Source organism: Streptomyces sp. NPDC005302 (genome assembly GCF_040607345.1).
GTDB lineage: Bacteria > Actinomycetota > Actinomycetes > Streptomycetales > Streptomycetaceae > Streptomyces.
This window is the reverse complement of the sequence record NZ_JBEXGN010000015.1, coordinates 129686-153645: the sequence shown is the minus strand read 5'-3', so window position 1 is coordinate 153645 and position 23960 is coordinate 129686. Positions and strand designations below refer to the sequence as shown.

Genomic DNA, 23960 nt, shown 5'->3' with positions numbered 1-23960 from the left:
GGCCACGGGAACCCCGGACACAGGAAAGGGCCGCATCCCGGTGGGGATGCGGCCCGCCTGATGACCGGCTAGCGAACCTCGGTGATCTCCGGTCCGCGCTGCAGCTGTCCCATGCCGCCGGAGAAGCGGGAACCGCTCTGCTCCTCCTGCTGGACACCCTCGGGAACCATCTGCGCGTCGTTCGGCAGCTTCAGGACGATCGGGTCACGGGGGGCCATCGGACCCTCACCGCGCACGACGACCGTGTCCCGGAAGATCTGTTCCAGCAGGCCGGCGGCCTGCGGCTGCACCGCGCCCTGCCCGGAGATCACTCCGCGCAGGAACCAGCGGGGGCCGTCCACGCCGACGAAGCGCACGACCTGGAAACCGCCCGTGCCGTCCGGCAGCTGCACGGGCACCTGGGCCCGCAGCTCCCAGCCCAGCGGGCCCTCGACCTCGTCGATGACCCCGCCCTGCTGGGTGATCCCGGAGGCGATCTCCTCGCGCACCTCGCCCCAGATGCCCTCGCGCTTGGGAGCGGCGAAGGCCTGCAGCTGCACGGCGCTGTCCTTCAGGACGACGGTCGCGGCGACGATCGCGTCACCCGCGACCTCGACACGCAGCTCCATGCCGTCCACTCCGGGCACGAAGAGGCCACCCAGGTCCACGCGGCCCTCGGAGGGGTCACGGACCTCGGTGCCGTCCCAGGGTCCATCGGGGCGCGGCTCGGGTTCGAGGCGCACGCGTCGGCGGCCCTCGTTCTCGTCCGTCTCAGCGTCGACGCCGTCGACGACCTGCTCGGCCTCGCCCGCCGCGTCCTCGGCGGCACTGCCCTTCTTGCGACGTCCGAACACGTCACTGTCCTTCCCGGTCGGATACGACCGATGCGTATCGATTCCCACCCGTTGTGCTGTCCACGACGGCATGGCCGCCGGTGGACCCGAAGCCCCCTGCGGCCCGCGCCGAGTCGGTAAGTTCCGCGACCTCCCGGAAGCGAACCTTCTCGACCTGCTGGACGACCAGTTGAGCAATCCGGTCGAAGCGCTCGAACCGCACCGACTCGTGCGGGTCGAGATTCACCACGATCACCTTGATCTCCCCACGGTACCCGGCATCAACCGTCCCCGGGGCATTCACGAGGGCGACGCCGCAGCGGGCGGCGAGGCCGGAGCGCGGGTGCACGAAGGCCGCGTACCCCTCGGGCAGCGCGATGGACACGCCCGTCGGCAGAACGGCCCGTTCGCCGGGCTTGAGCTCGCGGCTCTCGGTGGTCCGGAGATCGGCCCCGGCGTCGCCGGGGAGCGCGTACTCGGGAAGCGGGACGTCCGGATCGACGCGGCGGATCAGCACGTCGAGTTCGGGACGGGGGTCACGGGTCACGGGTTCACCTCGAAGGCGCGGGCTCGCCGGGTCTGGTCCGGGTCGTTCATGGCGGCCCGGATCTCCTCCGGGCGTCCGTTGTCGATGAAGTGGTCGACCTTCACCTCGACGAACAGGGCGTCGGCGCGGACGGCGACGGGACCGTCGGGGCCGCCGATGCGACCGGTGGCGGTGCAGTAGATCTTCCGGCCGGCCACCGCGGTGACCTCGGCCTCCAGGTACAGCACCGTGCCGACGGGGACGGGGCGGACGAAGTCGGTCTCCAGGCGTCCGGTCACGGCGATCGTCCGCAGCAGCCAGTTCAGGGAGCCCAGCGTCTCGTCCAGCGCGGTGGCGAGGACACCACCGTGCGCGAGACCGGGGGCGCCCTGGTGCACGGGCCGCACGGTGAACTCCGCCGTGATGCGGACACCGTCACCCGCGCGGGCCTCCAGATGGAGTCCGTGGGGCTGTCCCCCACCGCACCCGAAACAGTGTTCGTAGTGTGCTCCGAGCGGCTCACCGGGAGCGGGCGCGTCGGGGTGCCGCACCGGCGCGACGGCGTCGGCGGGAGGCGTCAGAGCTGCGGAAGTACCACTCACAGGCGCAGACCTTACCCGCGCGTCCACCAAGTCTTCGCACCGTGCCAAGCTTGGCTTCATGCAGCTCTCCGCATCCCCGTACGAAGAACGCCTCACCGCACCCCGGTCGTGGTGGGTGATCAGCTTCCTGGTCGGGCTCGCGTTGGCCCTCGTCTTCCTCCCGTTCGGCACCCTGCCGATGCTGGGGGCCCTGGTCGGCGGCACCGCCGTGTCGGCGGTCGCGGCCAGCGCGTACGGCTCGATCCGTATCCGGGTGGTCGGCGACGCGCTGATCGCCGGCGACGCGAGGATCCCGGTCGCGGCCCTCGGCGACGCGGAGATCCTGGACCAGGAGGAGGCGCGCGCCTGGCGCACGCACAAGGCCGACACCCGCGCCTTCATGCTCCTGCGCTCGTACATCCCGACGGCCCTGCGGGTCCAGGTCACGGACCCGGCGGACCCGACGCCGTACCTGTACCTGTCGACCCGGGAGCCGGAGCGCCTGATCGCCGCCCTGGAGGCGGCGCGGGCGGCGATCCGGCCGGTCACGCCTCGCGCGCCGCAGGACTGACCGCCAGGGCCTGATCCGGACGGCAGGCCCTGGGTGAACGCTCCCGGCGTCCGCTCGTCAGTGCCCCAGCTCTTTGGGGATCTCGCCGATCCGCAGCGGATCGGCCGGCTCCTCCAGCGGAGGGAGCTCCGGGAGTGCGTCCCACGGGACCTGCATCTTGCGCAGGTCCTTGCGGATGTGGCCCGCCAGACGCTTGGTGTCCCGGCGGTTCATGACCGCTCCGACCGCCGCGCCGACCATGAAGGGCATCAGGTTGGGGAGGTCGCGGACGGTCCGCTTCATGATCTGCTGGCGCAGCTCGCGCTTCATCTGACCGCCGAGCGCGGCGTTGATCGTCACGGGCTTGGTCACGTCGATCCCGCGCTCGCCCGACCAGGAGTTCAGGTACGCGGTGCTGCGCTGCTTGAGGTTGCCGGGCGGCCTCAGGCCGTAGACCTCGTGGAGCTCGGCGATCAGTTTGAGTTCGATCGCGGCGACGCCGGTGATCTCGGCGGCCAGCTCCGTGGGCATGGCGGGCGGCACCGGCAGCATGGCGGCGGCACCGACTCCGGCACCGACGGTGGAGGTCGCGGCGGCGGCGCCCGCCACGAGCTTGTCCGCGAGCTCTTCGGGGCCGAGGCCCGGGAACTGCTTGCGGAGGGTCGCGAGGTCCCGTACGGGAACGCGCGGGGCGAGATCGATGATCCGGTCGGCGAGATACGCCAGGCCCGCCCTGGCCCGGCTGCCGCTCTTCTGGACGCCCTTCCTGACCCCGTCCCAGACGGCCACACGCCGCCTTGCGGCGGGTGCGGGAGTGTCCGGCGAGGCCGTCAGGTCGCCTGTGGCGCCCGCTCGGTCGAGCGAGGCTGATCCCTGTTCGGAAGAGCCCCGCTCGTCGTCACGCACGCCTTCAGGGCCCTGGTGGGGCCCTTCGTCCGCTCCCCTGGGGAAGCGGCGCTTCCAAGGTGGGGTCGAGCCAGTCACGGCCGACCCTGCCTCAGTCGCAGTCGCGGCAGATCGGCTGGCCGTTCTTCTCGCGGGCCAGCTGACTGCGGTGGTGCACCAGGAAGCAGCTCATGCAGGTGAACTCGTCCTGCTGCTTGGGCAGCACCCGGACGGCCAGCTCTTCGTTCGAGAGGTCCGCGCCGGGCAGCTCCAGGCCTTCTGCGGCCTCGAACTCGTCCACATCGACGGACGACGTGGACTTGTCGTTCCGGCGAGCCTTCAGTTCTTCAAGGCTGTCCGAGTCGACGTCGTCGTCGGTCTTGCGTGGGGTGTCGTAATCCGTTGCCATGTCAGCTCTCCCCCTCTGGGTGTCTGTGTGTCTCGACGCACGTAACGCGTGAGAGGCCGGACTTGTGCCCGACCTGAGGCGGAGATTTTGCCTCACATCAAGGTCTGTTACTCAATCGACACCCAACCGGACTCCCCATGAGTGATCGGCTTGGATGGCGATGCGGACCGTACACGGTCCCAAGGCCGCACATCAAAGGCGTCCCACCGTGTACTTCCCGTGATCAGGACCCCCGAAAACCCGGATTTTCCCGGCTTTCCGACAGCTTGCATGATCACGGAGAGTGGATGGACACGAATTCGCCCTTGTGATCGATCACACACGGGCCGCCCGGGTGGGCGACCAGAAAATTCCGCGCAAAGCGAACATCAACGCGTGTCGGCGACATGGTCTCAGACAGGAAGGGTGACGCGCATCACGAGGCCACCCCCTTCTCGGGGCTGAGCGACGATGTGACCGCCGTGCGCGCGGGCCACCGACCGGGCGATCGACAGGCCGAGACCCACGCCCTTGTCACTGCCGGTGCGCTCGGTGCGCAGCCGCCGGAAAGGCTCGAAAAGATTGTCGACCTCGTACGCGGGAACGACCGGTCCCGTGTTCGACACGATCAGGACCGCCTGGCCGTGCTCCGCCTCGGTGGTGACCTCGACCCAGCCGTCCTCCGGAACGTTGTACCGCACGGCGTTCTGGACGAGGTTCAGGGCGATCCGCTCCAGGAGGACGCCGTTGCCCTGGACGATCACCGGATGCCTCTCCCCGCGGAGCTTCACGCCCTTGGCGACCGCCTCGGCGTGCACCTGGTCGACGGCCTGCGTGGCGACCTCGGCGAGGTCCACGGGCTTGCGCTCGACGATCTGGTTGTCGCTGCGGGCGAGCAGCAGCAGGCCCTCGACGAGTTGCTCACTGCGTTCGTTCGTGGCGAGCAGCGTCTTGCCCAGTTGTTGGAGTTCCACGGGTGCGCCCGGATCGGACAGATGCACCTCCAGGAGGGTGCGGTTGATCGCGAGCGGGGTGCGCAGTTCGTGCGAGGCGTTGCCGACGAACCGCTGCTGGGCGGTGAACGCGCGTTGCAGCCGTTCCAGCATGTCGTCGAAGGTGTCCGCCAGTTCCTTCAACTCGTCGTCCGGACCGTCCAGTTCGATGCGCCGGGACAGGTCCGAACCGGCCACCGCGCGCGCGGTGCGCGTGATGCGCCCGAGGGGCGACAGGACCCGGCCCGCCATGGCGTAGCCGAACGCGAAGGCGATGACGGCGAGGCCGAGGAGCGCCAGCAGGGAGCGGCTGAGCAGGTTGTCCAGCGCGTGTTGGCGCTGTTCGTTGACGCAGTCGTTCATCGCGCTGTTGAACACGTCGGGCGAGGCCTTGTCGGGCAGGTTGCACATGGTGCTCGTGACCTTGCCCTCGGTGATCTTGAACGGCAGCTCACTGCCGACGTTCAGCGCCTGCGCCGCGAGGAGGTAGATGATCGACAGCAGCAGGATGCCGGCGATGAGGAACATGCCGCCGTAGAGCAGCGTGAGCCGTATGCGGATGGTCGGGCGCAGCCAGGGGAAGGGCGGCTCGGGCCGGGGGTCCCAGGTGGGCTTGGGAGGTGCCGTGGGCGGCGCGGGAGTGGTGGCCACGGCGGATCAGATCCGGTAGCCGGAGCCGGGCACGGTGACGATCACCGCGGGCTCGCCGAGCTTGCGGCGCAGCGTCATGACGGTCACGCGGACGACGTTGGTGAAGGGGTCCGTGTTCTCGTCCCAGGCCTTCTCCAGGAGCTGCTCGGCGGAGACGACGGCTCCCTCGCTGCGCAGCAGCACCTCCAGGACGGCGAACTCCTTGGGCGCGAGCTGGACCTCCTTGCCGTCCCGGAAGACCTCGCGGCGGTTCGGGTCGAGCTTGATCCCGGCACGTTCCAGGACGGGGGGCAGCGGCACGCTCGTACGGCGGCCGAGGGCACGCACGCGTGCCGTCAACTCGCTGAAGGCGAAGGGCTTGGGGAGGTAGTCGTCTGCGCCGATCTCCAGGCCCTCGACGCGGTCGCTGACGTCTCCGGACGCGGTCAGCATCAGCACGCGGGTGGGCATGCCGAGCTCGACGATGCGCCGGCAGACGTCGTCGCCGTGCACGAGGGGGAGGTCGCGGTCGAGGACGACCACGTCGTAGTCGTTGACCCCGATGCGCTCCAGGGCGGCCGCGCCGTCGTACACGACGTCGACGGCCATGGCCTCCCGGCGCAGTCCGGTGGCCACCGCATCGGCGAGCAGCTGCTCGTCCTCGACGACGAGTACGCGCACGTCGCTTGTCCTTCCTCTGTCCACCGGCGCGGCGCGTCTTCGGGCGCCCCGCGGGCAGGGTCTGTCACGGATGAGAGCTCCATCCTGCCCTTTTCGGCCATAAACCGGCTGTAAGGCGGGTGGGGCGCCGGGAGTCCCGCGCACGGGACCGGGAATGCCGGATTTTCTCGCCGGGTTGAGGTTTCCACGGAAGAGAGCGGGGGGAGGACGGCTTTACACCCCGCGATCACGCTCTGCACGTGGCAAGCCACCTTGTGGTACGTCCAACCGCTTCCGCAGAGCGGGCGTGGGTGTCCGGCACCGTCGCCGCCCAGCCCGGGCAGCGCTGGGCGGCACCCATACAGAGACGTGATCGCCCCTTCTGATCGGCACACCCCCGTGCCACCCGACCCACGACCCAGGACGAGGGGGCGCAGCATGGACGCATTCACCGCAGGACTTCTGCAGCGCATAAGGGCGACCGAGACCGACCTGACGCGTGCTCGCGAAACAGGTGACGACTTCCTCGCCGAGGTCGAGCAGGCCGAGCTGGACGACCTGCACCGCCTCGCCGCCGAGCACGGTGTGGAGGTCGGCGCGGGCGCGACGCGCGTCTGATCCGTACGCACGACAGCGGGGCCCCGGTATCGATCCAGTGCCGGGGTCCCGCTTCGTTTTCCGCCGCCGTCCGGTGCCCGATGCGCCGTCGCCGGGCCCGCAGCGGGCCGCCGTGGGCCCGCCGTCGCGGTCCGTGACAGGTCTGCTCCGGTCCGTCAGTCGCGCCAGGCCCCGAAGTCCTCCAGGAGCCGCTGGAGGGGCTCGAAGACACCCGGGGAGGCCGCCACAGCGAGATCGCCTCCGGGGCGCTCTCCGGGGCGTCCACCGGTCACCGCGCCCGCCTCACGGGCGATCAGGTCCCCCGCCGCGAGGTCCCAGGGATGGAGACCGCGCTCGTAGTAGCCGTCGAGGCGGCCGGCCGCGACGTCGCACAGGTCGACCGCGGCCGAGCCGGAGCGACGGATGTCGCGGACCAGCGGGATGAGCCGCTGGACCACGTCGGCCTGGTGGACCTTGACGTCGGTCACGTAGTTGAAGCCGGTGGCGACGAGGGCCTGGTCGAGGGACGGCGACGGGCGGCAGGTCAGCCGGCGCTCGCCGACCCAGGCACCCGTGGCGCGGGCGCCGCGGCCGCGAACCGCGTGGTACGTCTCGCCGCGCATCGGGGCCGCCACGACACCGACGACGGTCTCGCCGTCCTGTTCGGCCGCGATGGACACCGCCCAGGTCGGCAGTCCGTACAGGTAGTTGACGGTGCCGTCGAGCGGGTCGACGATCCAGCGGATCCCGCTGGTGCCCTCGGTGGCGGAGCCCTCCTCGCCGAGGAAGCCGTCGCGCGGGCGGTGCTCGGCGATCAGGTTGGTGATCAGCTTCTCGGCGGCGATGTCCATCTCGGTGACGACGTCGATCGGGCTGGACTTGGTGGCGGCGACCGTCAGGTCCGCGGGGCGGCCGTCCCGCAGCAGCGCGCCGGCACGGCGGGCCGCCTCGTGCGCGAGCTGGAGCAGTTCGGTCTGCAGGGGCGCGGTCACGGGGCTCCTCATGCGTAGGGGCTGTCGGCGCCCGCGGCGGCGGGCTTGGGCGTGCGGGCAGGACAGCAGCCCACCGGACACAGGTCGTGGCTCGCGCCCAGAGCGCCCAGGGCACACGGTGTCACCCTGCGGCCGCTCTCGGCCGCGGCGCGCTCCAGGACCAGGTCACGAACCGCGGCGGCGAACCGGGGGTCGGCTCCCACGGTGGCCGAGCGGCTCACCGGCAGACCCAACTCGGCTGCCTTGGCGCGCGCCTCGGTGTCCAGGTCGTACAGGACCTCCATGTGGTCCGAGACGAACCCGATCGGCACCATCACGGCGGCCGGGACACCGGCTCCGTGCAGCTCCTCCAGGTGGTCGCAGATGTCCGGCTCCAGCCACGGGATGTGCGGGGCTCCGGAACGGGACTGGTAGACGAGCCGCCAGGGGTGGTCGACGCCGGTTCTCTCGCGCACCTTCTCCACGATCAGCCGCGCCACGTCCAGGTGCTGGCGGACGTACGCGCCACCTTCGCCGTGGCCCTCGACCGGACCCGAGGTGTCCGCCGCGGCGGTGGGGATGGAGTGCGTACTGAACGCCAGGTGCGCACCGGCGCGGACCTCCTCGGGCAGCTCGGCCAGCGACCGCAGGACGCCCTCGGTCATCGGCTCCACGAACCCGGGGTGGTTGAAGTAGTGGCGCAGCTTGTCGATCCTCGGAAGCTCGAGACCCTCGCTCTCCAGGACGGCGAGCGCCCCGGCGAGGTCCTCGCGGTACTGCCGGCAGCCCGAGTACGAGGCGTAGGCGCTGGTGGCCAGGACCAGGATCCGGCGCCGTCCGTCGGCGACCATCTCGCGCAGCGTGTCGGTCAGGTACGGCGCCCAGTTCCGGTTGCCCCAGTACACCGGCAGGTCGAGTCCGTGGTCGGCGAAGTCCTTGCGCAGCACGTCGAGCAGGGCGCGGTTCTGGTCGTTGATGGGGCTGATCCCGTCGAACAGGAAGTAGTGCTGCCCCACCTCCTTGAGCCGCTCCTTGGGGATACCCCTGCCCCGCGTCACGTTCTCCAGGAACGGGACCACGTCGTCCGGGCCTTCGGGACCGCCGAACGAGAGCAGCAACAGGGCGTCGTAGGGGGTGGCATCGAGCACGTCTGGCATGCCTCCGATCCTGCCACCCGGCACGGGCATGGGAGAAACGGCGGGGTGGCGAACGAGGGGCGACGCCCCGCCGTCCACGCCGCGGGCTGGTCGGACGGCCCTGTTCCGGCGGCGGACTCGGGTCTGTTCGGGGGGCGCGTGGGGCGTGCGGACGAGGGCGTTACGGGCGTGCGCTTTAGGGTGCCCTAACCCGTAAGCTGTATCAGCCAGCTTCACGCCTTACCGAAGTTCGGGCCGCCCGTCGTGACCGGGGGGCCGAGCCGAGCCGACGGAGACCCCCGTGCCCAGCCCGTACCGCGCCCTGTTCGCCGCCCCCGGCTCCAAGGGCTTCTCCGCAGCGGGCTTCCTCGGCCGGATGCCGCTGTCCATGATGGGCATCGGCGTCGTCACGATGATCTCCCAGATCACCGGGCGGTACGGGCTCGCCGGCGCGCTCTCCGCCACCATGGCGCTGGCCGCCGCCGCGCTCGGACCGCAGGTCTCCAGGATGGTCGACCGGCACGGGCAGCGGCGGGTGCTGCGCCCCGTCACGCTGGTCGCGCTCGCCGCCGCGGCGGGACTACTGCTCGCCGCGCACTTCGAGTGGCCGGACTGGGTGCTGTTCGCGTGCGCCGCCGGCATCGGCTGCGTCCCGAGCATCGGCGCGATGGTCCGGGCCCGCTGGGCGGCCCTCTACGCGGGCACCCCTCAGCTGCACACCGCGTACTCCCTGGAGTCCGTGGTGGACGAGATCTGCTTCATCTTCGGACCGATCATCTCCATCGGTCTGTCCACGGTGTGGTTCCCGGAGGCCGGCCCGCTGCTCGCCGCCTGCTTCCTCGCGGCCGGTGTCTTCTGGCTGACCTCGCAGCGCGCGACCGAGCCCGCTCCGCATCCGCGCGAGCAGCACGCCGGCGGTTCCGCGCTCCGCTCGGCCGGACTCCAGGTGCTGGTGGCCACGTTCGTGGCGACCGGGGCGATCTTCGGAGCCGTCGACGTGGTCACCGTGGCCTTCGCCGAGGAACAGGGGCACAAGGCCGGGGCGAGCATCGTCCTGGCGATCTACGCGGCGGGCTCGTGCTTCGCTGGGGCCGTCTTCGGACTCCTGCACTTCAAGGGGGCACCGGAACGCAGGTGGCTGCTGGGCATATGCGCGATGGCCGTGAGTATGATCCCCCTCCTACTGGTCGGAAACTTGCCGTTCCTGGCCGTGGCGCTGTTCGTTGCGGGCCTCTCCATCGCTCCCACGATGATCACGACGATGTCCCTCATCGAACAGCACGTACCTCGCGCGAAACTGACCGAAGGCATGACCTGGGTGAGCACGGGACTCGCGGTCGGGGTCGCGCTCGGTTCCTCCGTGGCCGGCTGGGTGATCGACGCCTCCGGTGCGAAGGCCGGGTACTGGGTTCCGGCGGTGTCCGGAGCCGTCGCGGTCGCGGTGGGTTTCCTCGGGTATCGCCGGCTCAGCAGGCCGGTTCCGCAGCGGGGAGGGTCTCATGAGCACCACAGTGAGCGGGAAGAGCGGCACGTGGCGTAACTGGGCGGGAAACGTCACCGCCCGTCCCGTACGGGAGGTCACCCCTGCCTCGGTCGACGAACTCACCGCCGCCGTGCGCCGGGCGGCCGAGGACGGCCTGACGGTGAAGGCCGTCGGCACCGGGCACTCCTTCACGGCCGCCGCCGCCACGGACGGCGTGTTGATCCGCCCTCAACTGTTGACGGGCATTCGCGGGATCGACCGTGAGGCCATGACGGTCACGGTCGAGGCGGGCACTCCGCTCAAGAGGCTCAACCTGGCCCTCGCGCGCGAGGGACTGTCGCTCACGAACATGGGCGACATCATGGAGCAGACGGTCTCGGGCGCGGCCAGCACCGGAACACACGGCACCGGACGGGACTCGGCCTCGATCGCCGCGCAGATCAAGGGCCTTGAGCTGGTGACGGCGGACGGTTCGGTGCTGACCTGCTCCGCGAAGGAGAACCCGGAGGTCTTCGCCGCGGCCCGAATAGGCATCGGCGCCCTGGGCATCGTCACGGCGATCACCTTCTCCGTGGAGCCCGTCTTCCTGCTCTCCGCCCGCGAGGAGCCGATGACCTTCGACAGGGTCACCGCCGACTTCGACGAACTGTTCACCGAGAACGAGCACTTCGAGTTCTACTGGTTCCCGCACACGGGCAACTGCAACACCAAGCGCAACAACCGCAGTGCCGGCCCCGAGAAGCCGGTGGGGGCGGTGAGCGGCTGGATCGAGGACGAGTTCCTCTCCAACGGCCTGTTCCACGCGGTCAACCTGCTCGGCCGCGCCGCACCCGCCACGATCCCGTCGATCGCCAGGCTCTCCAGCCGCGCGCTCTCCGCGCGGACCTACACCGACATCCCGTACAAGGTGTTCACCTCACCGCGCCGCGTGCGGTTCGTGGAGATGGAGTACGCCGTCCCGCGCGAGGCGCTCGTCGAGACGCTGCGCGAGCTGAAGGCGATGGTCGAGCGCTCCGCCCTGCGGGTCAGCTTCCCGGTCGAGGTCCGCACCGCGCCCTCCGACGACATCACCCTCTCCACGGCGTCCGGCCGGGACAGCGCGTACATCGCCGTCCACATGTTCCGGGGCACCCCGTACCAGGCGTACTTCACCGCCGCCGAGCAGATCTTCACCGCCCACGAGGGGCGGCCGCACTGGGGCAAGGTGCACACGCGGGACGCGGAGTACTTCTCCGGGGTCTATCCGCGCTTCGGCGAGTTCACGGCGCTCCGGGATCGGCTCGACCCGGATCGGCGCTTTGCGAATGACTACTTGCGGAGGGTGCTGGGGTCGTAGCGGTCGTGCTCGGGTCCGGAGTCGGGGTGCCGTCCCCGGTCGCCGGGTCCGAGGACGCGCCGTCGTCGGGCGCCGGCCGCGACGTCGTGGCGTCGCCGCTTCCCGGCTCGCGCGAAGCGCTCCCGTCACCGCCGGTGGACGGGGCCGGGTCCTCGGGAGACCGCGGGGTCGACGAAGACGAGGGGTCCGGCGACGGCGTCGTACCGGAGCCGGAACCGCCCGAACCGGAGCCGTGCCCCTTGAAGGCGTCTCCGACGGTCGTGCTCGTGCCGTCCCCGCTGAAGCTCTGGCCCGAGACCAGTTCGTACGTGGTGATCCCGGTCATCGTGACGCCGAAGACGAGAGCGGTGGCGACCAGCGGCCGCTTCCAGCTTCTGACCCGGGCCCGGTAGACGGTGCCCTCGGTGAACTCCCCCGATGCGCCGACCGGCGCCGCCGCGGACACCTGCTGCGGCCGCGGCCTCCGCTTCGGCTGCACCTCGCGTATCTGCTCCCCGGTGCGCTTGAAAAAGTGCTGGAAGAGCGTTCCCCCGCTGGTGGCGACGACACTGACCAGACCCGCGCCCAGGATCGTCCCGTAGACGCCGAAGTAGGACGCGAGTTTCGCCGCGACCACCGCGGCGACCGCGCTCCCCGCCACCTGAGGGACGCTCAGGTCCAGCCTTTTCTTCCTCGGTTCCGTGTCGGCACCCGGCTCCTCGCCGCCGACACCCGGCTTCTCACGCATTCCCGGACCTTGCCTGCCTTTCCCGTACTTGATCGACTGATCGCACGAGAAAGGGACGTACAGGCGAAACGATTAGTTCCGTTTCTGTCGATTCCGTGAAGTGCGCCACGTTCCCCGGCCCCGGATTCGCCGCCAGGGGTGGCCAACTACCACCCCCCGCCCGAAGTTGGGCGGCGCGGCGATCCACGCGCGTGGCCCGAATGGAGTACTGTTGCGAGCCCTGGGTCCGGACTCCCGCCAGGGTGTCCGGGGCCTTGCAGGACCGCCGGGAGGGGGCTCGTTGCACAGGGTGATGGAGTTCGTCACTTAGCGTTGCGAATAGGTAACCGTGCCATAACGGCAGCCTCGGGCCCGTGCCCGACACGCCGGGCAACTCGGCAAGGTTGTGGCAGGCTGCACCCGGGCAGGCCACACTCGACTAGCGGAAGCAGCGACGCACGTGACGTCGGCAGGCACCACCCGGGAGGTCCCCATGCCCGAACTGCGTGTCGTGGCCGTCTCTAACGACGGCACACGGCTGGTGCTGAAGGCTGCGGACAGCACGGAGTACACGCTTCCGATTGACGAGCGTCTGCGCGCCGCGGTCCGCGGCGACCGTCCGCGCCTCGGCCAGATCGAGATCGAGGTGGAGAGCCATCTCCGCCCCCGAGACATTCAGGCGCGTATACGTGCCGGCGCCTCCGCGGAGGAGGTCGCCCAGCTCGCCGGAATCCCCGTCGACCGCGTCCGCCGCTTCGAGGGTCCTGTACTGGCCGAGCGTGCCTTTATGGCCGAGCGGGCCAGGAAGACTCCCGTGCGCCGCCCCGGCGAGAACGTCGGACCCCAGCTCGGTGAGGCCGTTCAGGAACGGCTGACGATCCGGGGTGCCGAGAAGGACACCGTCCAGTGGGACTCGTGGCGCCGCGACGACGGCACCTGGGAAGTCATGCTGGTGTACCGGGTCGCGGGCGAACCGCACGCGGCGAGCTGGACGTACGACCCGCCCCGGCGGCTCGTCCAGGCCGTCGACGACGAGGCGCGCTCGCTGATCGGCGAGTCCGACGACCTCGCGGCGCCCGAGCCGAGCTTCCCGTTCGTGCCGCGGATCGCCCGGCTCCCCCGCGACCGTCCGCTGGACCGCGCGCTCGACCGGCAGATGGAGCGGCCGAGCCTGCCCCCGGCGCCTCCGGAGCCGGTCGAGGAGGCCGGCGACCGGGACTCGCTCACCAGCCTCCTGGAAGCGGTGCCCAGCTTCCGCGGCGACATGGTGGTGCCCGAGCGCCCGGCGAGCACCGAGCGGCCCGCCGTCGAGGAGCCCGACACCGAGCCCGAGGAGGAGGAGCCCCCGGCTCCCGCCGCTTCGGCCGGCGCCGGTTCCGCCTACGCGGATGTCCTCATGCCTCGCTCCGTCGGCAGCCACCGCGACCGGCTCGTCGGCTCGACCGACCGCCAGGCCGAGGCCGACGGCGTCCGTCCGGGCCGTAGAGCGGCCGTCCCGAGCTGGGACGAGATCGTCTTCGGCACGCGGCGGAAGAAGCAGGACTAGCAGGTGTACGAGGACGGGGCCCGCACCGGATCGGTGCGGGCCCCGTCCTCGTACCCGAGTGCCAGCCGAGCCCGGACCTCACCGCGGGCCGGGGTCCGCCGGGCCACGCCGTTACCGGCCCGGGTTCGCGGAGTCCCGCCGTTACCGCGGGTCGGGGCCCACGGCGACCGGGCGGCTGTCGTCCTGGGACCACTCCGACCACGAACCCACGTACAGCGCTGCGGGGATGCCGGCCACGGCGAGCGCCAGGACCTGGTGGGCGCCGGAGACACCGGACCCGCAGTAGACGCCGACCTCGGCCGTGGGCGTCGCGCCGAGCGACGTGAAACGGTCGGCGAGTTCGGCAGCGGACCGGAAGCGGCCGTCCTCCTCCACGTTCTCCGCGGTCGGAGCGGAGACGGCGCCGGGGATGTGCCCGCCGACCCGGTCGATCGGCTCGACCTCGCCGCGGTACCGCTCACCCGCGCGAGCGTCCAGCAGCAGGCCGGACCGGGCGAGCGCGGCAGCTGCGTCCGCGTCGAGCAACGGCCGCGCTCCGGGCGCCGGTACGAACGTCCCGGGCGCCGGCGCGGGGACCTCCGAGGACAGCGGCCCGGTCCAGGCCGCGAACCCGCCGTCAAGCACGCGTACCGACGGATGACCCGAATAGCCCAGCAGCCACCAGGCGCGCGCGGCGGCCCAGCCCTGCCCCCCGTCGTACACGACCACGTCGCGGTTCCCGGAGACACCGGCGGCCCGCATGGCCGCGCCGAAGACCTCCGGGTCGGGCAGCGGATGACGGCCCCCGGCACCGGCCGGACCAGCGAGTTCGGAATCCAGGTCGACGAAGACCGCACCCGGGATGTGCGCCTCCTCGTACGCGGAGCGCAGGTTGGGGCCGCCCAGCTGCCAGCGGACGTCGAGGAGGACCGGAGGGTTCGGTCCCGCGAGGTCGCTCGCGAGTTCGGATGCGGTGATGGTGGCGTTCATGGCCACCATCCTCGCGCACGGGGTGGCCGTGTTGTCCAGGTCCGGCTACTCTGCTCCGCCGGGCAGGTCCGGTCACCGCGTGTGCGGGATCGGGCACATGCTGTACAACCGATGGACACCACGCGGCAATCGCTCCGAAACGGCGGGGCAACGGCAGTCCGGGCATCCTCCGGCCGTGCGCCGCCGAACGGCGGCGCGGCCAGGACGCGCGGCACGACCGGTGGTGCGAACATCGGGCACGGGGTGTGCACGTACGCGACTCAGTACGCGTGTTCGTAGGCGGAAGGTGACCGGCCACCGCAAGGGGCCGAGAAGAGAGTGACGATGACCGAGGCACGGGGGTCAGCCGGCCTGAACGGCACCACGCACGCTCGGCACGCGCCCGGCGCACCCTGCTGGGTGAGCCTGATGGTGCACGAGATGGCCGCGACCCAGGAGTTCTACGGAGAGTTGTTCGGCTGGGAGTTCCAGCCGGGACCGCAGCAGCTCGGCCCCTACGCGCGGGCCATGCTCGACGGCCACGAGGTGGCCGGCATCGGCCAGTTGCCGCCGGACCGGCACCTGCCCATCGCCTGGACGCCGTACTTCGCGTCGGAGGACGCGGACCGGACCGCCGCGACGGTACGGCAGAGCGGCGGCACCGTGGGCGTGGGCCCGCTCGACGCCGCCGAGGCCGGACGCCTCGCGATCGCCTCCGACCCGTCCGGCGCCGTCTTCGGCATCTGGCAGGTGGCCGACCACCTCGGCACGGCGATCACCGGCGTGACGGGCACCCCTGCGTGGAACGAGCTCGTGACGCGGGACAGTGAGAGCGTCGTCAAGTTCTACCAGGGGGTCTTCGGCTACGAGCTGGAGCCGACCGTCTCCGCCGACTTCGACTACGTGACGCTGCATCTCGACGGCACCCCGGTGGCCGGCATCCACGGTGTCGGCAACGCGCTGCCGCGCGACCGCGGCCCGCACTGGCTGACGTACTTCGAGGCGGCCGACGTCGACGACACCGTCCGCCGTGTCGGGGAACTCGGCGGACACCTTCTGCAGGCCGCCCACGACTCCCCGCACGGACGGGTGGCGACGGTGGCGGACCCCGAAGGGGCGATGTTCTCGCTGATCCATGCCGTCACCTGATGATCAATGCCGTCATGTGTCGTCATGTGATCCATGCCGTCATGTGATCCAGGCGGGTGGCGTCGTGCCGGTCAGACCGGGGCGATCGGGAGGACGTCCGGGGACAGCGCGCTCGCGTGAGCCGTGGCGGCCGTCATACGGCGGCGGTGGTGCCGACGGCACAGGACCTCGTAGCCGATGTTCTCCGGCTGGTTGACGTCACCGACGACGACCTGGGCGCCCTCGACGACCATCGCGCCGCCTATGGTGCGGGCGTTGTGCGTGGCGCGGGCTCCGCACCAGCACAGGGCCTCGACCTGGAGGACCTCGACCCGGTCGGCGAGTTCGACGAGACGCTGGGAGCCGGGGAAGAGCTTGGAGCGGAAGTCCGTGGTGATGCCGAAGGCGAACACGTCGATGTCGAGGTCGTCCACCACCCGCGCGAGTTGGTCGATCTGTCCCGGCGCCAGGAACTGCGCCTCGTCCGCGATCACGTAGTCCGCCCGGCCGCCCTGGGAGAGGTGGACGACGACGTAGGCGTACAGGTCCTGGTCGTCCGCCACCTCGACGGCGTCGGTGACGAGCCCGAGACGCGAGGAGAGCTTGCCCTCGCCCGCGCGGTCGTCGCGCGTGAAGATCATGCCCTGCAGGCCCCGTGCCGAGCGGTTGTGCTCGATCTGGAGAGCCAGCGTGGACTTCCCGCAGTCCATCGTTCCGGAGAAGAACACCAGCTCGGGCATGGGGAGTCGAGCACCTTTCGGCAGCGGGGCAGGGGGATGTGAACGGCGACCGGGGCGGACGTCAGGAACGGACCTGGAGGAGCGGGACCAGTTGCTCGGCGGGGCTCATCGAGCCGTGATTGCCGACCATCGCCGACTCCTTGGGCTCCCGCTCGGACGCGATGATCAGGACGTCGTCCCGGGCGGCGGCGATGACGTCGCCCAGCCGGGCGTAGACCCGCTCGTCGACGTGCGGACCGAACCAGCCCGCCGCGATCGCCTCGTCCCGGGACGCGATCCAGAACTGCTCGCCCAGGACCTCGCGCCAGCAGGTCAGCACGTCCGCCTGGGCGCCCGGGACCGCGTAGACGTGACGGGCACGGCCCTCGCCGCCCAGCAGGGCCACGCCGGCGCGCAGCTCCCAGTCCTCGTCGAAGTCGATGCGGTGCTGCTCGTCGAACGGGATGTCGATCATGCCGTGGTCGGCGGTGACGTACAGCGCCGAGCGCGGCGGGAGCTGCTCCGCGAGACGCTGGACGAGCCGGTCGACGTACATCAGCTGGCCGCGCCAGGGGTCGGAGTCGATGCCGAAACGGTGGCCCTTGCCGTCGACCTCGGCGTAGTACGTGTAGACCAAGGAGCGGTCGCCCGCGGCCAGTTGCTCGGCGGCGAGGTCCATGCGCTCCTCGCCGGACAGCCGCCCGTGGAACGTGCCGCCGCTCAGCGCGATCTTCGTCAGCGGCGTGTTCTGGAAGGTGGGCGAGGAGACCTGGGCGGTGTGCACGCCCGCCGCGTCGGCCAGCTGGAAGATCGTGGGGTGGGGCTGCCACGCGCGCGGGTCGGTCCACGGATTCCAGCGGAGCTGGTTCATCAGCTGGCCGGTCGCGGGGTTGCGCGCGGTGTAGCCGGGCAGGCCGTGCGCGCCCGGGGGCAGGCCGGTGCCGACGGAGGCGAGGGAGGTCGCCGTGGTGGCCGGGTAGCCCGCCGTGATCGGACGCCCCGTGCCACCGCGCGAGGAGGCGAGGAGCGAGGTCATGAAGGGGGCCTCGTCCGGGTGGGCCCGGAGCTGCTCCCAGCCGAGACCGTCGATCAGGAAGACGCAGTTCCGGTCGGCCGGGGCCAGCTCGGGTATGGCGGCGGTCATGCCGGGCACGGACATGCCGGCGGCGAGCGTGGGCAGCACGTCGGCCAGTGAACCGGTGCCGTATTCGGGGACGGGCGCGGAGTCGACGGCGAGCGGTTCCGGATGGTCCCAGGTGGGCAGGGCCATCAGCGGGTGACGTCCGCGGTCGCTTCGGAGAGGGACTGCGCGAAGGCGAGGGCCTGCTGCACGGTCTCCGGGCCGTCCCCCGCCTCGCTGACGCGCAGGCTCAGGTCGTCGGCCGTCGAGTTGCCCGTGTAGCCGTGGTCCGCCTCGCAGTTGGGGTCGCCGCAGGCGGCGGGCTCCAGGTCGATACGGCTGACGGCGCCCCAGCCGATGGTCAGGACGACCTCGCGGGGCAGCGTGCCCGGGGTGTACGACTCGGGGTTCGCGACGACGCGGCTGACGACGACGGACGAGATCCGGCCGATCTTCACGGACTCCGTCGACGTCGTGGCGTACGGGGTGGGAGACGTGGTGTCCGCGTTCTGCTCGTCGGTGTGGCTGACGATGAAGCGGTTGCCGGTGAGGACGAGCACGGTGACGTGGCGCCGCACCTCGTTGGCGTCGAACGTCGTCTCCTGATGGACCAGGTACGACCGGATGGTCTCGCCGCCGATCGCGGCCTCCACCGCCTCGGCCACGAGGGCCGGGTAGTAGCCGCTGCGCTCGATCGCCGCTCGCAGCCCCTGGGTCGTCGTACTGGTCTTGGCCATGACGTCCATCCTACGGGGGCCCACTGACTGCGAGGCACCGCTCGCGCCGGTCGGTCATGGACGGATCACCGCGGATCCGGCGAGGGGACCTGGGCGACCGGGCCCGTACGGGTAGGGCGCCGCCCGGCCGGGTGAGCGCCCGCCGGGCGGCCTCCCGGGTCAGACGACGGGGAGGGTACGGGGCCCCAGGTCGTCCCGGATCGGGGCGCGGGCGAGCCGGACGGTGGCGCCCAGGACGCTCACGCCGGTCGGGGCGACCACCACCGGCTCCAGGGAGACCGCCACGACCTCCGGATGGTCGTCGACCAGCCGGGACACGCGCAGCATGAGCTGTTCGAGGGAGGCCGTGTCCACCGGCGCCGAGCCACGCCAGCCGAACAGGAGCGGTGCCGTCCGGATCGACCGGACCAGCGAGGTCGCGTCCCGGGCGGTGACCGGGATCAGCCGGTGCGCCGTGTCCCCGAGCAGCTCGGAGGCGGCTCCGGCGAGCCCGAAGGAGAGCACCGCCCCGGCCGCCGGGTCGATCACCGCGCGGACCACCGTGTCGACGCCGCGCGGGGCCATCCCCTGCACGACGGGGCGGAGCACGGTGGGCGTCCCGAACAGCTCGGTCAACTCCGCGTACGCGCGGCGCAGTTGTTCCTCGTCCGCCAGGTCCAGCCGGACGCCGCCCAGGTCGGCCCGGTGTCGTAGGTGCGGGGCGGTGGTCTTGAGGGCCACCGGGTAGCCGATGACGCGTGCCGCGGCCGCGGCGTCGTCCGGGGTGGGGGCGGGCAGCGCGCGGTGCACGTCGATGCCGTACCGCCCGAGCAGCGCGCAGGTGTCCTCGCCGCCGAGGGTCAGTCCCTCCCCGCGCGTGAGGAGGCCGTCGATCAGCTCGGCCGCCCCCTTCTCGTCGATGTCCTCGTACTCGGGGACCTTGCCGGGTTCACCGGCGTCGAGCCGCCACTGGGCGTACTTGACGGCCTCGGCGAGGGCGCGGACGGCGCGCTCGGCGGCGGGGTAGGCGGGGATGAGCCGGGAGTCCGGAGACGGGTCGGCGCTCACCTCGGCGGCCGGTGCCCCGTCCGCGGGGTGGAAGCGCTGCGCCGCGCCGGAGGTGGCGCCGGTCGCCGCCCCGGCGGCCTGGGGAGCGGTGCTGGCGGCGGCGGAGAGCGCCTCGGCCAGCCCGCCGAGCTCGACGTGCACGACGAGGACGGGCTTGGCGGGGGCCGCCGCGGCGGACGAACGGAGCGCCTCGGCGAGTGCGGCGTCCGCGGTGGAGGTCTCCCCCACCGCCGGGATGGCCGTCACGACCACGGCGTCACAGCCGTCGTCGGCGAGGGCCTCCGACAGGGCCCGGTGGAAGTCGGCCGCCGAGGCGGCCGTGGTCAGGTCCTTCGGCGGCAGCGGCCGGAGCCCCTCGGCGAGGCAGGCGTCGTACGTCAGCAGGCCCAGCGACTCCGAGTTCCCGACGATCGCCACGCGGGGCCCTCTGGGCAGCGGCTGGCGGGCCAGCAGCAGCCCGGCGTCGACGAGTTCGGTGATCGTGTCCACGCGGATCACCCCGGCCTGGCGCAGCAGGGCGGAGACGGTGGCGTGCGGGAGCCGCGTGGCGCGTACTGCGTGTCCCTGGGGGGCCGCTCCGCCGTGCCGCGCTCCCTGGACCACGACCAGTGGCTTCGCCGCGGCGGTCCGGCGCGCGAGGCGGGTGAACTTGCGCGGGTTGCCGATGGATTCGAGATACATCAGGGCGACGTCGGTGTCCGGGTCGTCGAACCAGTACTGAAGGACGTCGTTGCCGGACACGTCCGCCCGGTTGCCGGAGGAGATGAAGGTCGACACGCCGGTCACTCCGGTCACGCCGCCGCCCCGCCGGTGCAGCCGGGAGAGCAGGGCGATGCCGATGGCCCCGGACTGCGCGAAGAGGCCGATCCGACCGGGGCGTGGCATCTCCGGGGCGAGCGAGGCGTTCAGCCGCACGTCCGGGGCGGTGTTGATGACGCCGAAGGCGTTCGGCCCGATGATGCGCATCCCGTACGTGCGCGCGTGCCGGACGAGTTCGCGCTGGCGCTCGCGCCCCTCCGCGCCGCTCTCGGCGTAACCCGCGGAGACCACCACGAGCCCCTGCACCCCGTGTTCCCCGCACTCCGTGACGGCCTCGAGGACCTGCTCGGCGGGGACGGCGACGACCGCGAGGTCGACGGGTTCCTCGATGTCACGGATGGAGCGGTGAGCGGGGACACCGTCGAGCTCCTTCTCCTCCAGGGCCCTGTTCACCGCGTACAGGCGGCCGGTGAAGCCGGCCCCGCGGAGGTTGTCGAGGACGCTGCGGCCGACCCCTCCGGGGGTGCGCCCCGCCCCGATGACGGCGACCGAGCCGGGTGCCAGGAGCCGCTTCACGGACCTGGCCTCGGCGCGCTGCTCCCGGGCGCGCTGCACGGCGAGCGAGCGGTCGGTGGGTTCGAGGTCGAACTCCAGGCGTACGACGCCGTCCTCGAAGGAGCGCTTCTGCGTGTACCCGGCGTCCGTGAACACCTTGATCATCTTGTTGTTCGCGGGCAGTACCTCGGCGGCGAAGCGGCGGATGCCGCGCTCGCGGGCCACGGCGGCGACGTGTTCGAGCAGGGCCGAGGCGACACCGCGGCCCTGATGGGCGTCCTGCACGAGGAAGGCGACCTCCGCCTCGTCGGCCGGAGCGGACGCGGGCAGACCCCGGGCGTCGATCCGGTCGTAGCGCACCGTCGCGATGAACTCGCCCCCCACCGTCGCCGCGAGACCCACCCGGTCGACGAAGTCGTGGTGCGTGAAACGGTGGACGTCCTTGGCGGACAGGCGGGGGTAGGGCGCGAAGAAGCGGTAGTACTTCGACTCGTCCGACACCTGCTCGTAGAAGCTGACCAGGCGCTCCGCGTCGTCGACCGTGATGGGTCTGACGCGGGCGGTGCCGCCGTCGCGCAGCACCACGTCGGCCTCCCAGTGCGCGGGGTACTCGTGCCGGTCCGACGGGGTCTGCATGCGCCCCAGACTACGGCTCGCGTACGACATGGGCGCGGGGCAGTCTGTGGGGTACGAAGGTGGCACCGGGGCCGCGGTGGGACGCTGCTCGTGGGCGGGAGGCAGGGCCGCCCGGGCACGCTTCACGATATGGGACACTGGTCTAGACAACCCTGAACAGCTGAAGGGCAGCATCACATGGCTGAGCGCCGCGTCAACGTCGGCTGGGCTGAGGGCCTTCACGCCCGCCCCGCTTCCATCTTCGTCCGGGCCACCACGGCATCCGGCGTCCCCGTGACGATCGCCAAGGCCGACGGCAACCCCGTCAACGCGGCCTCCATGCTGGCGGTCCTCGGTCTGGGCGCCCAGGGTGGCGAGGAGATCGTCCTCGCGTCGGACGCCGAGGGTGCGGACGCCGCCCTCGACCGTCTGGCGAAGCTGGTCGCCGAGGGGCTCGACGAGCTCCCCGAGACCGTCTGAGCCCGCGAGACACTCGGACAGCACACGGCTGAGCCGCGCCACCCCTCGCCGGGGGCGCGGCTCAGCCGTTTCCGTACGCCGTCCCGGAATTCACGGCGACCTGTCCGGATCACATCCCGCGCGAACGAAAAGAACGCCTGCCCGAAATTCGGGGCACGCGAATAAAACGGCAGCAGAAATAGCGTCCCGCCGAATAGCCCTCTTTGTATACGGCGCCCGTGTTAATGACGCTGGCCCGTCATGTTTACGGGATGTTGCGAAGTTCTCACACGGTCCGGCCGGGTGCCGCCGGCGGGAAATCGCAGCCGGTGCGCCGCCGTCGCGCGCTCCGCGTGCAGAGCGGTGATCGCGCGGGCCCGCTCTCCGTCCCCGCGGGCCACCGCGTCCACGATGCCGCCGTGCTCCGCCCAGGACTCCGCGGGATTGGCCGGCGCCTCGACCACGTACATCCAGGCGATCTTGTGCCGCAGCTGGGACAGCGTCGACGTCAGCGCGGGGCTGCCCGAGGCCTGGGCGAGCGTCTCGTGGAACCAGCCGCCCAGCGAGCGCAGATCCTCGCTGTTGCCCCGCCTGGAGCGCTCCTGCCCCAGCCTGACCAGCCCGCGGAGCACCTTGAGATGGGCCTCCGTACGGCGCTGCGCGGCGCGCGCGGCACCCAGCGGCTCCAGCAGCGTGCGCATCTCCAGGAGATCCGCGCCCTCCTGCTCGCTGGGCTCGGCGACACAGGCGCCCGCGTGCCGCCGGGTGACCACGAAGCCCTCGGCCTCCAGAGTGCGCAGCGCCTCGCGCACGGGGACGCGCGAGACGCCGTAGCGCCGCGCGAGCAGTTCCTCGGTGAGCCGGCCGCCACGCTCGTAGACGCCGGCGACGATGTCGTCGCGGATCGCCGTGCATACCGAATGCGCCGGAATACGCATGACCGGACCTCCGCTTAATCCCCGCGAAACGCCATCGATTGACGCTTGTTCAGTGACTCTATTGCAGGAAGCGTTAATTTCCGATGGGGGGCCTGAATCCATGGATATTTTTTGGACAGACGGCCTCCGGAAACGACGATGCCCCGACTCGGTGAGCCGGGGCATCGAAAACGGCGGAGAAGCCGCGAAGCGGTCGTCAGACGTTCACGCCGTGCGAGCGGAGGTACGCGACCGGGTCCATGTCGGAGCCGTACTCCGCGGTGGTGCGCGCCTCGAAGTGGAGGTGCGGGCCCGTGGTGTTGCCGGTCGAGCCGGAGAGCGCGATCTGCTGGCCGGGGGTGACCGTCTGGCCCACGGAGACACCGATGGACGACAGGTGCCCGTACATGGTGTACGTGCCGTCGTGCATCTTGATCACTACTTGATTGCCGTAGGCGCCGCCCCAGCCGGCGGTGACGACGGTACCGGCGCCGACGGAGTGCACCGAGGTGCCGGACGCCGCGTGGAAGTCGACGCCGGTGTGGCTGCCGGACGACCAGAGGCTGCCGCCGGTCTTGTAGCCGGTGGAGACGTACGAGCCGGCTATCGGGATGACGAAGGTGTTGAGCCGCTTGCGCTCGGCGGCGCGGGCGGCGCGCTCCTTGGTCTCGCGGGCCTTGGCCGCCTGCTCGGCGGCCTTCTTGCGCGCGGCCTGTTCGGCCTTCTCCCGCGCGGCGGCCACGTCGGCGGCGTGCTGCTGGGCGTCGGCCTGCTCGTCGATCTGCTCGGCGACGGAGTCGCCGATGGTGATGGCCTGGGTCAGCCCGGTCTGCTCGGCGGCCGGTTCGGCGGCGAACGCGGGTGCCGCGAGGGTTCCGAGGACACCGGTGGTGGTGAGGGCCGCGACGCCGACGACGTTCTTCGTGGTGCGCTGCACGCGGCTCGGACGACGATGCTTCCCGGTGCCACAGGTGAACGCCATGTAAGGGCTGATCCTTTCCTTCCTTCTCGCCTACCGGGTTAGCTGACGGGTTCGGAGCAGGAAGGTCTCCTACGGACCCCCTCCGGGGGAGGGCGTCCGATTCACCCCAGGGACTACGTGTGGGTCCCCGGCTCCCCTGGCTCGCGCCATGCGGGGACTCGGCGATGACTGTCCG

At 71.5% G+C, this 23960-nt stretch carries 24 protein-coding genes and 1 riboswitch; of the genes, 7 read left to right on the top strand and 17 right to left on the bottom strand.

The features are described 5' to 3' along the window. Window positions 1-68: 68 nt before the first annotated feature. From ABZT74_RS22715 to ABZT74_RS22705, 3 genes are read right to left on the bottom strand one after another with little or no spacing between them, the layout of a single operon-like run. Window positions 69-833 (bottom strand): DUF3710 domain-containing protein, encoded by a 765-nt coding sequence (locus tag ABZT74_RS22715; RefSeq protein ID WP_355871279.1) that lies wholly within the window; start codon window positions 831-833, stop codon window positions 69-71. 1 nt (window position 834) lies between these two features. Next, window positions 835-1359 carry a dUTP diphosphatase gene (dut, locus tag ABZT74_RS22710; protein ID WP_356437559.1) on the bottom strand — a complete coding sequence of 175 codons (525 nt, stop codon included), beginning with the start codon at window positions 1357-1359 and terminating at the stop codon, window positions 835-837. Further along, window positions 1356-1940 carry a PaaI family thioesterase gene (locus tag ABZT74_RS22705; protein ID WP_356437556.1) on the bottom strand — a complete coding sequence of 195 codons (585 nt, stop codon included), beginning with the start codon at window positions 1938-1940 and terminating at the stop codon, window positions 1356-1358. The genes dut and ABZT74_RS22705 overlap by 4 nt, the downstream gene beginning before the upstream one ends. Window positions 1941-1998: 58 nt before the next feature. On the opposite strand from ABZT74_RS22705, the gene ABZT74_RS22700 reads away from it, so the two are divergent. After that, window positions 1999-2490: a DUF3093 domain-containing protein gene (locus tag ABZT74_RS22700; protein WP_356164807.1), complete on the top strand. Its 492-nt coding sequence runs from the start codon at window positions 1999-2001 to the stop codon at window positions 2488-2490. A gap of 57 nt (window positions 2491-2547) precedes the next feature. Here the strand turns inward: ABZT74_RS22700 and ABZT74_RS22695 are convergent, their stop codons facing one another. From ABZT74_RS22695 to ABZT74_RS22680, 4 genes are all read right to left on the bottom strand, one after another. Next, window positions 2548-3453: a hypothetical protein gene (locus tag ABZT74_RS22695; protein WP_356437553.1), complete on the bottom strand. Its 906-nt coding sequence runs from the start codon at window positions 3451-3453 to the stop codon at window positions 2548-2550. 13 nt (window positions 3454-3466) lie between these two features. After that, entirely contained in the window at window positions 3467-3763 is a 297-nt protein-coding gene (locus tag ABZT74_RS22690; RefSeq protein ID WP_003997302.1) for a DUF4193 domain-containing protein, read from the bottom strand. Between the two features lie 392 nt (window positions 3764-4155). Next, a complete protein-coding gene (locus ABZT74_RS22685) occupies window positions 4156-5385 on the bottom strand; it encodes a HAMP domain-containing sensor histidine kinase (protein ID WP_356164801.1) in 1230 nt (409 codons plus the stop codon). Between the two features lie 6 nt (window positions 5386-5391). Next, on the bottom strand, window positions 5392-6045 hold the full coding sequence (locus ABZT74_RS22680; protein WP_164375176.1) for a response regulator transcription factor: 654 nt from the start codon (window positions 6043-6045) through the stop codon (window positions 5392-5394). Window positions 6046-6462: 417 nt separating this feature from the next. Here ABZT74_RS22680 and ABZT74_RS22675 point away from each other — a divergent pair, with 417 nt between their 5' ends. After that, the gene (locus tag ABZT74_RS22675) at window positions 6463-6642 is read left to right on the top strand and encodes a hypothetical protein (protein WP_081219847.1); all 180 of its coding nucleotides are present in this window, start codon (window positions 6463-6465) and stop codon (window positions 6640-6642) included. 155 nt (window positions 6643-6797) lie between these two features. On the opposite strand, the gene ABZT74_RS22670 is transcribed toward ABZT74_RS22675, so the two are convergent. Next, window positions 6798-7613, bottom strand: a complete 816-nt coding sequence (locus tag ABZT74_RS22670) for an inositol monophosphatase family protein (RefSeq protein ID WP_356437551.1) — start codon at window positions 7611-7613, stop codon at window positions 6798-6800. An 8-nt stretch (window positions 7614-7621) separates the two neighbouring features. Next, a complete protein-coding gene (locus tag ABZT74_RS22665) occupies window positions 7622-8749 on the bottom strand; it encodes a ferrochelatase (RefSeq protein ID WP_356437548.1) in 1128 nt (375 codons plus the stop codon). Between the two features lie 280 nt (window positions 8750-9029). Between ABZT74_RS22665 and ABZT74_RS22660 the strand changes: the two genes are divergently transcribed. Together ABZT74_RS22660 and ABZT74_RS22655 are read left to right on the top strand one after the other, a co-directional pair. Beyond that, complete coding sequence (locus tag ABZT74_RS22660) at window positions 9030-10268, top strand: MFS transporter (RefSeq protein WP_356164792.1); 1239 nt, start codon at window positions 9030-9032, stop codon at window positions 10266-10268. After that, on the top strand, window positions 10228-11547 hold the full coding sequence (locus tag ABZT74_RS22655; protein WP_356437545.1) for a D-arabinono-1,4-lactone oxidase: 1320 nt from the start codon (window positions 10228-10230) through the stop codon (window positions 11545-11547). The genes ABZT74_RS22660 and ABZT74_RS22655 overlap by 41 nt, the downstream gene beginning before the upstream one ends. Here the strand turns inward: ABZT74_RS22655 and ABZT74_RS22650 are convergent. Continuing rightward, window positions 11471-12274: a hypothetical protein gene (locus tag ABZT74_RS22650; RefSeq protein ID WP_356437542.1), complete on the bottom strand. Its 804-nt coding sequence runs from the start codon at window positions 12272-12274 to the stop codon at window positions 11471-11473. The two genes, ABZT74_RS22655 and ABZT74_RS22650, sit on opposite strands and share 77 nt — an antisense overlap. 472 nt (window positions 12275-12746) lie before the next feature. Between ABZT74_RS22650 and sepH the strand changes: the two genes are divergently transcribed. Continuing rightward, window positions 12747-13799 carry a septation protein SepH gene (sepH, locus tag ABZT74_RS22645; RefSeq protein WP_355871314.1) on the top strand — a complete coding sequence of 351 codons (1053 nt, stop codon included), beginning with the start codon at window positions 12747-12749 and terminating at the stop codon, window positions 13797-13799. A gap of 141 nt (window positions 13800-13940) precedes the next feature. On the opposite strand, the gene ABZT74_RS22640 is transcribed toward sepH, so the two are convergent. Continuing rightward, window positions 13941-14768, bottom strand: coding sequence for a sulfurtransferase (locus tag ABZT74_RS22640; protein ID WP_356164784.1), 828 nt, complete (start codon window positions 14766-14768; stop codon window positions 13941-13943). 324 nt (window positions 14769-15092) lie between these two features. On the opposite strand from ABZT74_RS22640, the gene ABZT74_RS22635 reads away from it, so the two are divergent. Then, window positions 15093-15896 carry a VOC family protein gene (locus ABZT74_RS22635; RefSeq protein ID WP_356164781.1) on the top strand — a complete coding sequence of 268 codons (804 nt, stop codon included), beginning with the start codon at window positions 15093-15095 and terminating at the stop codon, window positions 15894-15896. Window positions 15897-15967: 71 nt separating this feature from the next. On the opposite strand, the gene ABZT74_RS22630 is transcribed toward ABZT74_RS22635, so the two are convergent. The 4 genes from ABZT74_RS22630 to ABZT74_RS22615 all read right to left on the bottom strand — a co-directional run bounded on the left by ABZT74_RS22630 (window position 15968) and on the right by ABZT74_RS22615 (window position 21448). Next, window positions 15968-16615 carry a thymidine kinase gene (locus ABZT74_RS22630; protein ID WP_356164778.1) on the bottom strand — a complete coding sequence of 216 codons (648 nt, stop codon included), beginning with the start codon at window positions 16613-16615 and terminating at the stop codon, window positions 15968-15970. A gap of 61 nt (window positions 16616-16676) precedes the next feature. After that, the gene (locus ABZT74_RS22625) at window positions 16677-17864 is read right to left on the bottom strand and encodes a nucleotide pyrophosphatase/phosphodiesterase family protein (RefSeq protein ID WP_356164775.1); all 1188 of its coding nucleotides are present in this window, start codon (window positions 17862-17864) and stop codon (window positions 16677-16679) included. Further along, window positions 17864-18451 carry a DUF5998 family protein gene (locus ABZT74_RS22620; RefSeq protein WP_355871329.1) on the bottom strand — a complete coding sequence of 196 codons (588 nt, stop codon included), beginning with the start codon at window positions 18449-18451 and terminating at the stop codon, window positions 17864-17866. The genes ABZT74_RS22625 and ABZT74_RS22620 overlap by 1 nt, the downstream gene beginning before the upstream one ends. 159 nt (window positions 18452-18610) lie before the next feature. Next, entirely contained in the window at window positions 18611-21448 is a 2838-nt protein-coding gene (locus ABZT74_RS22615) for a GNAT family N-acetyltransferase (protein ID WP_356437539.1), read from the bottom strand. A 177-nt stretch (window positions 21449-21625) separates the two neighbouring features. Between ABZT74_RS22615 and ABZT74_RS22610 the strand changes: the two genes are divergently transcribed. Beyond that, complete coding sequence (locus ABZT74_RS22610) at window positions 21626-21907, top strand: HPr family phosphocarrier protein (protein ID WP_081219834.1); 282 nt, start codon at window positions 21626-21628, stop codon at window positions 21905-21907. A 221-nt stretch (window positions 21908-22128) separates the two neighbouring features. On the opposite strand, the gene ABZT74_RS22605 is transcribed toward ABZT74_RS22610, so the two are convergent. Further along, window positions 22129-22824, bottom strand: coding sequence for a GntR family transcriptional regulator (locus ABZT74_RS22605; protein ID WP_355871338.1), 696 nt, complete (start codon window positions 22822-22824; stop codon window positions 22129-22131). A gap of 196 nt (window positions 22825-23020) precedes the next feature. Further along, on the bottom strand, window positions 23021-23785 hold the full coding sequence (locus ABZT74_RS22600; RefSeq protein ID WP_355871341.1) for a M23 family metallopeptidase: 765 nt from the start codon (window positions 23783-23785) through the stop codon (window positions 23021-23023). A 12-nt stretch (window positions 23786-23797) separates the two neighbouring features. Continuing rightward, a riboswitch (cyclic di-AMP (ydaO/yuaA leader) is annotated at window positions 23798-23959 on the bottom strand. Between the last annotated feature and the right edge of the window lies 1 nt (window position 23960).